At 73.4% G+C, this 11717-nt stretch carries 10 protein-coding genes; 2 read left to right on the forward strand and 8 right to left on the reverse strand.

From position 1 onward, the window contains the following. The first annotated feature begins 18 nt into the window (after window positions 1-18). Both ACZ518_RS01240 and ACZ518_RS01245 read left to right on the forward strand, forming a co-directional pair. Complete coding sequence (locus ACZ518_RS01240) at window positions 19-2091, forward strand: penicillin acylase family protein (protein WP_469110969.1); 2073 nt, start codon at window positions 19-21, stop codon at window positions 2089-2091. Then, the gene (locus ACZ518_RS01245) at window positions 2088-2708 is read left to right on the forward strand and encodes a GNAT family N-acetyltransferase (RefSeq protein ID WP_469110970.1); all 621 of its coding nucleotides are present in this window, start codon (window positions 2088-2090) and stop codon (window positions 2706-2708) included. The genes ACZ518_RS01240 and ACZ518_RS01245 overlap by 4 nt, the downstream gene beginning before the upstream one ends. Here the strand turns inward: ACZ518_RS01245 and ACZ518_RS01250 are convergent. The 8 genes from ACZ518_RS01250 to ACZ518_RS01285 all read right to left on the reverse strand — a co-directional run bounded on the left by ACZ518_RS01250 (window position 2686) and on the right by ACZ518_RS01285 (window position 11446). Further along, window positions 2686-3510, reverse strand: a complete 825-nt coding sequence (locus tag ACZ518_RS01250; protein WP_469110971.1) for an alpha/beta fold hydrolase — start codon at window positions 3508-3510, stop codon at window positions 2686-2688. The genes ACZ518_RS01245 and ACZ518_RS01250 overlap by 23 nt on opposite strands. Window positions 3511-3579: 69 nt before the next feature. Next, window positions 3580-4242 (reverse strand): isochorismatase family protein, encoded by a 663-nt coding sequence (locus ACZ518_RS01255; RefSeq protein ID WP_469110972.1) that lies wholly within the window; start codon window positions 4240-4242, stop codon window positions 3580-3582. Window positions 4243-4323: 81 nt separating this feature from the next. Then, a complete protein-coding gene (locus ACZ518_RS01260) occupies window positions 4324-5316 on the reverse strand; it encodes a GlxA family transcriptional regulator (RefSeq protein ID WP_469110973.1) in 993 nt (330 codons plus the stop codon). A gap of 141 nt (window positions 5317-5457) precedes the next feature. Further along, window positions 5458-6969 carry an Asp-tRNA(Asn)/Glu-tRNA(Gln) amidotransferase subunit GatB gene (gene gatB / locus ACZ518_RS01265; protein WP_469110974.1) on the reverse strand — a complete coding sequence of 504 codons (1512 nt, stop codon included), beginning with the start codon at window positions 6967-6969 and terminating at the stop codon, window positions 5458-5460. 16 nt (window positions 6970-6985) lie between these two features. Next, on the reverse strand, window positions 6986-7231 hold the full coding sequence (locus ACZ518_RS01270) for a hypothetical protein (protein ID WP_030236124.1): 246 nt from the start codon (window positions 7229-7231) through the stop codon (window positions 6986-6988). Beyond that, on the reverse strand, window positions 7228-8727 hold the full coding sequence (gene gatA / locus ACZ518_RS01275) for an Asp-tRNA(Asn)/Glu-tRNA(Gln) amidotransferase subunit GatA (RefSeq protein ID WP_469110975.1): 1500 nt from the start codon (window positions 8725-8727) through the stop codon (window positions 7228-7230). Before gatA ends, ACZ518_RS01270 begins: the two co-directional genes overlap by 4 nt. 5 nt (window positions 8728-8732) lie before the next feature. Next, complete coding sequence (gene gatC / locus ACZ518_RS01280) at window positions 8733-9029, reverse strand: Asp-tRNA(Asn)/Glu-tRNA(Gln) amidotransferase subunit GatC (protein WP_007266718.1); 297 nt, start codon at window positions 9027-9029, stop codon at window positions 8733-8735. Window positions 9030-9247: 218 nt separating this feature from the next. Further along, entirely contained in the window at window positions 9248-11446 is a 2199-nt protein-coding gene (locus ACZ518_RS01285; RefSeq protein WP_469110976.1) for a putative bifunctional diguanylate cyclase/phosphodiesterase, read from the reverse strand. Window positions 11447-11717: the final 271 nt, after the last annotated feature.

Below are 11717 nucleotides of genomic sequence, written 5' to 3' on the forward strand. Positions count from 1 at the left end.
TGGGGAGATGTGAGCAGTGTGACTACAGAGCCCTATGAGGTCTACCGCGACAGCTGGGGCATCCCGCACCTGCGCGCCTCCGACCCGATCCACCTCTCCTACGCGCAGGGCCGCGTCACCGCCCTCGACCGGGCCTGGCAGCTCGAAGTCGAGCGGCACCGCGCACAGGGTTCCAGCGCCGCCTTCCTCGGCGCCGACTGCGTCCCCTGGGACCGCTTCGCCCGCCAGGCCCGCCTCGACGACACCGCCCGCCGCTGCCACGAGGCCCTCGACCCCGAGACCGCCGCCTGGCTGCGCGCCTACGTCGACGGCGTCAACTCCGGGCTCGCCGAAGGCGCCGCCCGCGACGAGCGCTTCGCCCGCACCGGCCACACCCCCGCCCCCTGGGAACCCTGGGTCCCGCTGTCGGTCTGGATCGCCACCCACATCCTCTTCGCCGGGTTCGCCACCAAGCTCTGGCGCGAGCGCGCCGCCCGCGTCCTCGGCGACGGCGCCGCCACCCTCTTCGCCACCGACGGCCCCGGCACCGCCGGCAGCAACGGCTGGCTGGTCCCGGGCGACCGGACCGCCACCGGCGCGGCGATCATCGCGGGCGACCCGCACCGGTTCATCGAAGACCCGGGCGTCTACCAGCAGATACGCCTCGCCTGCCCCGAGTACGACGTCCTCGGCCTGGCCGTCCCCGGCGTCCCCGGCCTCGCCCACTTCGGCCACACCGGCAGTGCCGCCTGGGCCATCACCAACGCCATGGCCGACTACCAGGACCTCTACGCGGAGCGGCTGCGCCCGGCCGGCGACGGCCTGGAGGCGCTCGGCCCCGACGGCACCTGGGAGCCCGTCGCCCGGCACACCGAGACGATCGCCGTGGCCGGCGCCGCCGACGTCGAGGTGGAGGTCCTGGAGACCCCGCGCGGCCCGGTCGTCGTCCGCGCTGACGCCGACGGCCTCGTCCCCGAAGGCGCCGACGCCCTCGCCCTGCGCTACCCGCCGCGCGTCCGCCGCGACCTGGGCTTCGCCGCACTGCCCGCCCTGCTCCGCGCCCGTACCGTCGCCGACGTGGACCGCGCCCTCGACAGCTGGGCCGAGCCGGTCAACGTGGTCCACGCCGCCGACTCCGAGGGCGGCCTGCTGCACCGCGTCGCCGGCGCCGTCCCGCTGCGCGACGGCTCGAACCGGCTCCGGCCGGTGCCCGCCTGGGACGCCCGGCACGCCTGGCAGGGCTGGGCGCCCACCCCCGCCGAGCCGGTCCAGGGCTTCGCCGTCATGGCCAACGCACGCGGGATCGCGTCCCCCCTCGGCGTGGAGTTCGCGCCCCCGCACCGCGCCGACCGGATCCGGGAGCTGCTCAGCGGCTCGGCGGACTGGTCCCCGAAGGCCATGGCCGACGTACACGCGGACGACTACCTGGGCTCCGCGGGACCGCTGCTGGCACTGCTGCCCGCCCCCGACGGCCTCTCCCCCGCCGCCGCCCGGCTCCGGGAGCGGCTCCTCGCCTGGGACCGGCACATGGCGGCAGGCAGCACCGACGCCGCCGCCTTCGCCGCCTTCCGGAGCGCGACCGTACGCCGCCTCGCCGCCGACCCCGTCTTCGCCGGCCTGGCCCCGGCCCCCGCCGGCCCGGAGGTCTTCCACCCCTGGCTGTACCTCCTGCCCCGCGTCGGCTACGCCCTGGAGGGCCTGCTCACCACCCCCCTCCTCCCCGGCCTCGACCGCGCCGCGCACGTGCGCGCCGCGCTGGAGGAGACGGCCGAGGCCGGCGCCCACGACACCCCCTGGTCGCGGCTCCACCTCCTCGCACCCTGGTCGGCGCTGCCGGACCCGGACGCCGAATGGCCGGGCCTGGGCGGCGACCACGACTGCGTCAACGCCACCTCCTCCGTGCCCGGGTTCACCGACCGCGCCGCCCGCGCCTCCGCGGCCCGCTACGTCTGGGACCTGGCCCGCCGCGAGGACAGCCTCTGGGCGGTCCCGCTGGGCGCGGACGGCGTCACCGGCTCCCCCCACCACCGCGACCAGCTCCCCCTCTGGGCCCGCTGCGAACTCGTCCCCGTCGTCACCGACTGGGCCCGCCTCACCAAGGAATCCGCATGATCACCGGCTCCGCCGCCGCATCCGCGTCCGCATCCACCCGTACGCCCGTCCACACCCGGCACGTCGAGGGCTTCGGGACGGTCACCATCACCCCCGTCGACCCCGCCGCCGACTCCGCGCTGATCCACGCCTGGGTCACCGAGGAGCGGGCGCGCTTCTGGGGCATGACGGAGGCCAGCCGCGAGCTCGTCCAGGAGATCTACGAGGACGTCGACCGCCGCACCACCCACCACGCGTTCATGGTCCACCGCGACGGCGAGCCGGTCGCGCTCTTCCAGACGTACGAATGCGCCGAGGACCGGGTCAGCGAGTGCTACGACGCCCGGCCCGGGGACGTCGGCGTGCACCTGCTGATCGGCCCCAGCCGGAGCGGCGTCCGGCACGGCTTCACCGGGGCCCTGATGAGCTCCTTCATCGCGTACGTGTTCTCCGACCCCGCCACCCGCCGCGTCGTCGCTGAACCGGACGCCCGCAACGCCAAGGCGATCGCCCTGCTGGAGCGGACCGGCTTCGAGCTCGGCCCCGAGGTCGAGCTGCCGGAGATCGACCTGCCGGAGGTCCACCTCCCGGCGAAGCCGGCCCGCCTGGCCTTCCTCAGCGCGCCGGACGCCCGCTGAGGAACTCCGTGACCAGGGCGGCCCATTCCGCGGGGCGCTCGGCGAACGGCAGGTGCCCGGTGGGCAGTTCCGCGCGCCGCGCGCCCGGCAGGGCGTCCGCCAGCTCCCGCTGGACCGCCCTCGGCACGAGCCGGTCCCGGGTCGTCTCGACGACCAGGGCCGGTACGCCGATCCCCGCGAGTTCCGCGCGCTGGTCCGTCCCCTTGATCAGGGCGGCCTGGTCCCCGCTCCCGGGCGTCACCGTGGACGCGGTCCCCCGCACCGCGCCCTCCAGCTGCTCGGGGCTCAGCGCCTCCAGCTGCTCCTCGCTGAGCACGAGCGGTACGAGGAGCCGCGCGAGCAGCTCGTTCTCACCGCGCCGGCCCAGCTCGGACCACAGCTCCCCGATCAGCCCGAAGCCGTGGCCGGCCCGCGCGAAGCTCGCGGTGAGCACGAGCGCGGTGACCCGCTCGGGGTACCGGGTGGCGACCCGGACGGCCACGCTCCCGCCGAGCGAGTAGCCGAGCACGGCGAACCGCTCCAGCCCCTCGGCGTCCGCGGCGGCCACCAGCTGGTCGGCCAGCTCGTCGAGGCTCAGCGGCTCCCCGGACTTCGGGGTGTCCCCGGCGCCGGGGTAGTCGACGCCGACGACGCTGTGCCGTGCGGCCAGCGCGTCCAGCAGCGGCCCGAAGTTGGCCTCCACCGACCCGCCCGCCCCGTGGGCCAGCAGCAGGCCGGGGCCGCCGCTCCCGGTGCGGACGGTGCGGGCGTAGTGGGCCGGGGCCTGGTGGGCCTGGCGGGCCCTGGACGTGGTCGCGGACATGCGGATCCCCCTGCTTCTTTCGGTAACGGTCGCTACAGAAAGAAACCTACCCGATTTAAGTAGCGATCGCTACAGAAGGTCGTCCACCCCCGGCACCACCAGCCCGAAGAGGTCCGTGACCGTGGTCAGGGCGGCGGCCTGGAGGGCCGCGGCGGGCAGGACCGTGCCGTCCGGGGCGGCCAGGGAGCGGGTGGCGGTGGCCTCGGCGACCACGGTGGGCCGGTAGCCGCGGTAGAAGGCCCCCTCGGCGGTGAAGGTGACGCACATGTGCGTCATGAACCCGGCGAGCACCAGGTCCTTGCCGCTGCCCGCACCGAACCCCAGGCCGGCGAGGACCTTCTCCAGCTCGGTGGCGTGGAAGGCGTTCGGGACCTGCTTGACCACCACCGGCTCACCCCCGGCCGGGGCAACCTCGTCGCTGATGGCGCCGATGCGGGCGCGGATGTCGTACGGGGTGCCCACGCCGCCGTCGTTGACGATGTGGACCACCGGCGCCCCGGCGGCGCGGGCGCGCTCCAGCAGCCGCGCGCCCGCCGCGAGCGCCTCCTCCGCGCCGTCCAGGGCCATCACGCCGGTCCGGTAGGTGTTCTGGAAGTCGATCATCACCAGGACGGAGTCCGCCAGCCGGGCCGGACGCCCGTCCAGCCCGCTCACGTCGCGCAGGGTCGCGGAGGCAGCGCTCCTGGTCGCGTCCGTGTTCGCGTTCGTGCTGTTCATGCTGTTCGCGCTCATGGAAAACCTTTCAAAAGGGAGAAATTGCACGGAAGAAGGCATGGCGAAGCCGCTCCTCCTGCTCCAACGGGTCGGTGCGGGTCAGCCGGCCTGCGTACGGAACCGGCGGCGGTAGGCCGCCGGGGTCGTGGCGAGCTGCCGGCGGAAGGCCCGGTGCAGGGTCTCCGCCGAGCCGAGGCCGGCGGCGGCCGCGACCTGGTCGAGCGGGCTGTCGGTGGTCTCCAGCACGCGCCGGGCCACCTCGATCCGGGCCGCTTCGACGTAGGCGGCGGGAGTGGTGCCGGTCTCCTGGGTGAAGACACGGGCGAAGTGCCGCTCGCTCAGGCACATACGGGCCGCGAGCGCCGGCGCCGACAGGTCCGCGTCGAGGTGGTCGGCGATCCACAGCCGCAGGTCGTCGATGTCCCGGCGGCCGGCGGCCGGCCGGCTGAGCGGCACCGAGAACTGGCTCTGGCCGCCCTGCCGCTTGAGGTACATCACCAGCTGCCGGGCCACCGCCAGCGCGGTCTGCTCGCCCAGGTCCTCCGCGACGAGGGCCAGCGCCAGGTCCAGACAGGCACTGATCCCCGCCCCGGTCCACAGCCGGCCGCGGTCGGCGCGTACGAAGATCGGATCGGGGTCGACCACGACCTCCGGATGCTCGGCCGCCAGCTGGGCGGCGGTCGACCAATGGGTGGTCGCCGTCCGCCCGTCCAGCAGCCCCGCCGCCGCCAGCAGGTGCGCCCCCACGCACACCGACGCCACCCGCCGGGCGTGCGGGGCGGTCTCCCGCACCCACGCCACGACGGTGTCGTCGATCCGGGCGACCGGTCCGGCCTCGGTCATGTCGACCGCGCCGGGCACCAGCAGGGTGTCCACCCGCCCGCCGACCTCGCCGAAGGCGGTGTCGGCGAACAGCCGCACCCCGGCCGAGGTCCGCACCGGTCCGGCGGCGGGCCCCGCGAGGGTGACCTCGTAGCCGGCCCGCCCATCGGTCTCCCGGTTGGCCAGGGCAAAGACCTCGGCCGGGCCGGTGACGTCGAGGAGGTCGACATCGGGGAAGACCGCGATGACGACCCGGTGCGAAGTGGGCATGACCCCATCCTCACGCGGCTCCCGCGTGGCGGCAATGACGATTCCCCGTCACATCCGGACATGGCGCCGACCGCGCCCGGACACGGCGAAGGCCCCGCACCGGTGTCCGGTGCGGGGCCTTCGTCAGGGACTGCCGGGGGATCAGCCCTCGACGCCGAGGCGCTCCAGGATGAGCTCCTTGACGCGGGCCGCGTCCGCCTGGCCGCGGGTGGTCTTCATGACCGCGCCGACCAGGGCGCCGACGGCGGCGACCTTGCCGCCGCGGATCTTGTCGGCGATGGCCGCGTTGCCCGCGATGGCCTCGTCCACGGCCGCGCCGAGCGCGCCCTCGTCCGAGACGACCTTCAGGCCGCGCTTGTCGACGACCTCGTCCGGGGTGCCCTCGCCGCCGAGGACGCCCTCGATGACCTGGCGCGCCAGCTTGTCGTTCAGGTCGCCGGCCGCGACCAAGGCCGCGATACGGGCCACCTGGGCCGGGGTGATCGGCAGCTCGTCGACCGAGACGCCCTGCTCGTTGGCGTTGCGCGCCAGCTCACCCATCCACCACTTGCGGGCGGCGGCGGAGTCGGCGCCCTCCTCGATGGTGGCGACGATGGAGTCCACCGCGCCCGCGTTGAGGATCGACTGCATGTCGTGCTCGCTGACGCCCCACTCCTCGCGGAGGCGGTTGCGGCGCACGCGCGGCATCTCCGGCAGCCCGCCGCGCAGCTCCTCGACCCAGGCGCGGGCCGGGGCGACGGGGACCAGGTCCGGCTCGGGGAAGTAGCGGTAGTCCTCGGCGTTGTCCTTGATGCGGCCGGCCGTGGTGGAGCCGTCCTCCTCGTGGAAGTGCCGGGTCTCCTGCACGATCGAGCCGCCCGACGAGAGCACCGCCGCGTGGCGCTGGATCTCGAAGCGGGCCGCGCGCTCGACGGAGCGCAGCGAGTTGACGTTCTTCGTCTCGCTGCGGGTGCCGAACTCGGACTCGGGGGTCGGGCGCAGCGACAGGTTGACGTCGCAGCGCATCTGGCCCTTGTCCATGCGGGCCTCGGAGACGCCGAGCGCCTTGATGACCTCGCGCAGCTCGGCGACGTACGCCTTGGCGACCTCGGGGGCCCGCTCGCCCGCGCCCTCGATGGGCTTGGTGACGATCTCGATGAGCGGGATGCCGGCACGGTTGTAGTCCAGCAGGGAGTGGGACGCGCCGTGGATACGGCCGGTGGCGCCGCCGACGTGCAGCGACTTGCCGGTGTCCTCCTCCATGTGGGCGCGCTCGATCTCCACGCGGAAGATCTCGCCGTCCTCCAGCTGGACGTCCAGGTAGCCGTTGAAGGCGATGGGCTCGTCGTACTGGGAGGTCTGGAAGTTCTTCGGCATGTCCGGATAGAAGTAGTTCTTCCGGGCGAAGCGGCACCACTCGGCGATCTCGCAGTTCAGCGCGAGACCGATCTTGATGGCGGACTCGACGCCGATCGCGTTGACGACCGGGAGGGAGCCGGGCAGACCGAGGCAGGTCGGGCAGGTCTGCGAGTTGGGCTCGGCGCCCAGCTCGGTGGAACAGCCGCAGAACATCTTGGTCTTGGTGCCGAGCTCGACATGGACCTCGAGGCCCATGACGGGGTCGTACGACGCGAGGGCGTCCTCGTACGACAGCAGTTCGGTGAAGGTGGTCACGGTGAAACTTTCCCTCTCAGCCCAGCAGGACGTCGTCGTCGCCGAGGCGCTTCAGCTCGCGGTACAGGATCGCGAGGCCGGTGACGATGGCGGCGGCGGACACAACGGCGTCGACGAGCTTCAGCGTGTCGTGCTCGGTGCGGGCCTTGCGGGCCTGCTTGATCACACTGATGGCACCGAAAGCGGTGGTACCGATCGACAGGTAGGTGCCGGACTTGGACTTCTTGAAGCCCTTGGCCTTGGACAGTGCACTGGAACTCACAGCGACGGAGCCTCCTCAAGCAGCGGGTGACCCCAGCGCTCGACGAAGGCGGCCTCTACGGCGGCACCGACCTTGTACAGGCGGTCGTCCTTCATCGCCGGGGCGATGATCTGCAGCCCGACCGGGAGACCGTCCTCCGGTGCCAGGCCGCAGGGCAGCGACATGGCGGAGTTGCCGGCCAGGTTGGTCGGGATGGTGCACAGGTCCGCGAGGTACATCGCCAGCGGGTCGTCGGTGCGCTCACCGATCGCGAAGGCGGTGGTCGGGGTCGTCGGGGAGACGATCACGTCGACCTGCTCGAAGGACTTCTCGAAGTCCTTGGTGATGAGCGTGCGGACCTTCTGGGCGGAGCCGTAGTACGCGTCGTAGTAGCCGGAGCTGAGCGCGTACGTGCCGAGGATGATGCGGCGCTTGACCTCGTCGCCGAAGCCGGCCTCGCGGGTCAGGGCGGTGACGTCCTCGGCGGACTTCGTACCGTCGTCGCCGACGCGCAGGCCGTAGCGCATGGCGTCGAAGCGGGCCAGGTTGGAGGAGGCCTCGGACGGCGCGATCAGGTAGTACGCGGCCATGGCGAGGTCGAAGGACGGGCAGTCCAGCTCGACGATCTCGGCGCCGAGCTCCTTGAGGAGCTCCACCGACTCGTTGAAGCGCTGGACGACGCCGGCCTGGTAGCCCTCGCCGGCGAACTGCTTGACCACACCGACGCGCATGCCGGCGACGGAGCCGTTGCGGGCGGCCTCGACGACCGGCGGGACCGGGGCGTCGATGGAGGTGGAGTCGAGCGGGTCGTGTCCGGCGATGACCTCGTGCAGGAGCGCCGCGTCCAGGACCGTACGGGCGCACGGGCCGCCCTGGTCGAGGGAGGAGGAGAAGGCCACCATGCCGTAACGGGAGACGCCGCCGTAGGTGGGCTTCACGCCGACGGTGCCGGTGACGGCGGCGGGCTGGCGGATGGAGCCGCCGGTGTCCGTGCCGATCGCGAGGGGGGCCTGGAAGGCGGCGAGCGCGGCCGCGGAACCGCCGCCGGAGCCGCCGGGGATCCGGGTGAGGTCCCAGGGGTTGCCGGTGGGGCCGTAGGCGCTGTTCTCGGTGGAGGACCCCATGGCGAACTCGTCCATGTTGGTCTTGCCGATGATGACGACGCCGGCTTCCTTGAGCTTGCGCGTCAGGGTGGCGTCGTACGGCGGGATCCAGCCTTCGAGGATCTTCGAACCGACGGTGGTCGGGACCCCGACGGTGGTGAAGATGTCCTTGAGGGCGAGCGGGACGCCGGCCAGCGGGCCGAGCTTCTCGCCGGCCGCGCGCTTGGCGTCGACGGCGCGGGCCTGCTCCAGGGCGCCTTCGCGGTCGACGTACAGGAAGGCGTTGACCTTCTCGTCCGTCGCCTCGATGCGCGCGAGGTGGGCCTCGGTGACCTCGACGGCCGTGAGCTCGCCGGAGGCGATCTTCTCGGCGGTCTCGGCGGCCGTGAGCTTGATGATGTTGGTGTCAGCCATGGTGATTAGTCCTCCCCCAGGATCTGCGGCACCTTGAAACGCTGCTGCTCCTGGGCGGGAGCGCCGGAAAGCGCCTGCTCGGGGGTGAGCGAGGGACGGACCTCGTCCGCGCGCATGACGTTCGTCAGCGGCAGCGGGTGGGAGGTCGGCGGGACGTCTTGGTCGGCGACCTCGGAAACGCGGGCGACCGCGCCGATGATGTCGTCGAGCTGTCCGGCGAAGTGGTCGAGCTCTTCGCTCTTCAGTTCCAGACGTGCCAGCCGAGCGAGGTGGGCGACCTCCTCGCGCGTGATGCCAGGCATGCAGCGATCCTCTGGGGGTGGTGAGTGTGTAGGTTTCGGTCCCAATCCTATGGGGCCGACCCCGGGACCCGGTAAACGGTTTGCCGGGGGCCTGCGGCACGGGCGGGTGACCGCTGCGCGGAGCGGTCCCCCACCCTCCCTTCCACCGTTCCCCGGGGCTCCGCCCCGGACCCCGCGCCTCAATCGCCGGCGGGGCTGATTTCAGCGGCGGGCGGCGGCTACTGGGCCGGGGTTTCCGCGGTGGCCGTGGCGGCGAGTTCCGCGGTGATGTCGGCCGGGCGGCGCCAGCCGCGCTCGCCGCGGGCCAGCAGCCAGGCGGTGGCCTCCTGCGGCGGCATGGCGGCGGCGACCAGCCAGCCCTGGACCGCGTCGCAGCCCAGGTCCCGCAGGCGCTCCCAGGTCTCGTCGTCCTCCACGCCCTCGGCGACCACCAGCAGGCCCAGGGAGTGGGCCAGGTCGACCGTGCAGCGGACGATCTCCGCGTCCTGGGCGTCCACCGCGAGGCGGGCGACGAACGAGCGGTCGATCTTCAGCTCGCTCACCGGCAGCCGGCGCAGGTGCACCAGCGAGGAGTAGCCGGTGCCGAAGTCGTCGAGGGACATCTTGACGCCGTGGCCGGTCAGCCCGGCCATGGTGTCGGCGGCCCGCTGCGGGTCCTCCAGCAGGACGTGTTCCGTTATCTCCAGCTGGAGACCGCTGGCCGGGACCCCGTGCCGGGCCAGGCGGGCGGCGACGGCTCCCGCGAACCCGGGGGTGTGGACGTCGCGCGGCGAGACGTTGACGGCGACCGGGACCTTCAGGCCCTGCGCCCGCCACCGGGCGACCTGGGCGAGGGCCGTCTCCAGGACGTACTCCGTCAGGTGCGGCATCAGCCCGGACGTTTCGGCGATCGCGATGAACTCGTCCGGCGAGACCCGCCCGCGCTCGGGGTGCACCCAGCGGACCAGTGCCTCCAGGCCGGCCACCTGGCCGTCGAAGCGGACCTTCGGCTGGTAGTGGAGTTCCACCTCGCCGGCGTCGAGGGCCCGGCGGAGGTCGCCGAGGAGGCCGAGCCGGTCGGGCGTGTTGCTGTCGCGCTTGGACTCGTAGACCTCGACGCCCGTGCGGTCCCGCTTGGCCTGGTACATGGCCACGTCGGCGCGGCGCAGCAGGCCCTCCGCGTCCAGCGCGTGGTCCGGGAAGACGGCGAGGCCGGCGCTGGCCTCCAGGACCAGGGTGAGGCCGTCGAGGTCCAGCGGGGAGCTGAGCTCGGCGACCAGGTTGCGGGCGACGCGCTGGGCGCTGGTGGTGGAGTCGGTGGTGGGCAGGAGCACGGCGAACTCGTCGCCGCCGAGCCGGGCCGCCTCGGCTTCGGCCGGGAGCGCCTGGCGCAGCCGCTCGGCGATCTGGAGCAGCAGCCGGTCCCCCGCGAGGTGGCCGAGCGTGTCGTTGACGGCGCGGAAGCGGTCCAGGTCGATCAGTACGAGGGCCGACCGGGTGCCCTGGCGTTCGGCCTCGTCCAGTGCGGACCAGGCCCGCTCCAGCAGCCACTGCCGGTTGGGCAGCCCGGTCAGCGGGTCGCGCAGCTGTTCCTCGGCGCGGGCCCGGGCGATCCACAGGGTGGAGTCGAGGGCGATGAGCGGTACGGCGAACAGCGGCAGCAGCACCGGCCGGGTGCTGGCGACCACGCAGATCAGCGGGGCGATGCCGAGCAGGGCCGCGGCGACCAGGGCTTGGCGCAGGATGGTCGCGCGGGCCATGGTGGGCAGCCCGCCGCCGCGCGGGGTGAGCGCGAACCACAGCAGGATCCGGGTGACGAGCAGGTAGGCGAGGGCGACGAGGACCACCTCGGGGGCGGCCGACAGGTCCCAGTCCATGGGCAGCCACGGCCTCTCGACGCTCGGCGCGTCGCCGAAGGCCGCCAGTACGAGGGCCCCCGCGCCGATGCCGAGGATGTCGACGGAGCCGTGCAGCAGGCCCTGCCGCCAGCGCTGCCGGCGCGCGGCCCCGACGAGGGAGACCACCGCCAGGGAGACGAGTCCGGCGGGGATCCAGCCGTAGAGGATCAGGACGCCGAGGGTGAGTGCCGCACCGGATCCGGTGCCGCCCCACCAGCGGTCGCGGCCCAGGGCGACGAGGTGGCCGACGATGATGCCGGTGAGCAGGGCGAGACCCCACCCCACGGAGCCGCCGGGGAAGAGCGCCTGACGGTCGGTCAGTGCGGAGGTGATGCCGGCGGCGAGCACCACGGCGGCGAAGCCGACGAGGGCGAGGGGCAGCACGGTGCGCTGCCGCTCCTGTCCCGGTACGCCCGCTCCGGTGTCGAGGGCGCGGGTCTCCGGTGTCCTGGCACCCAGGACACCGAGCCGGCCCGCCCGCACGGGCGGGGTCTCCCCGCCGGATTCAGGTGACGGGTCGGCGCTTTCGGTGGGTTTCATGCCCGTCCCTCTCACAGCCGGCGATGCCGATGTCACGCGATGGCCCCGATGTCATGCCATCACGGCTGAAAGCGCATCAGGCAGCCGCGCACGACAGGCGCACCCCACAACAGTAGGACGCGAGAGGCTCCCAGGGGCAGCGGTCGGCGGTGGTTGCCCGAATGCGGCCCAGCCATCCTCATCAGTACGGTATCCGCCGAACGGGTGAGTTTGGACCAGGCCCCCCCGTCACCCGTCCGATGATCCGACAGCTCATCGCCCCTCGACCAGC

Source organism: Streptomyces sp. NPDC033966 (genome assembly GCF_055575955.1).

Bases quoted from the DNA above. Each gene is read 5' to 3' on its own strand.
- gatA (WP_469110975.1), bottom strand. From the start codon at position 8,727: ATGGCTGACACCAACATCATCAAGCTCACGGCCGCCGAGACCGCCGAG.
- ACZ518_RS01245 (WP_469110970.1), top strand. From the start codon at position 2,088: ATGATCACCGGCTCCGCCGCCGCATCCGCGTCCGCATCCACCCGTACG.
- ACZ518_RS01285 (WP_469110976.1), bottom strand. From the start codon at position 11,446: ATGAAACCCACCGAAAGCGCCGACCCGTCACCTGAATCCGGCGGGGAG.
- ACZ518_RS01255 (WP_469110972.1), bottom strand. From the start codon at position 4,242: ATGAGCGCGAACAGCATGAACAGCACGAACGCGAACACGGACGCGACC.
- ACZ518_RS01260 (WP_469110973.1), bottom strand. From the start codon at position 5,316: ATGCCCACTTCGCACCGGGTCGTCATCGCGGTCTTCCCCGATGTCGAC.
- gatC (WP_007266718.1), bottom strand. From the start codon at position 9,029: ATGCCTGGCATCACGCGCGAGGAGGTCGCCCACCTCGCTCGGCTGGCA.
- ACZ518_RS01250 (WP_469110971.1), bottom strand. From the start codon at position 3,510: ATGTCCGCGACCACGTCCAGGGCCCGCCAGGCCCACCAGGCCCCGGCC.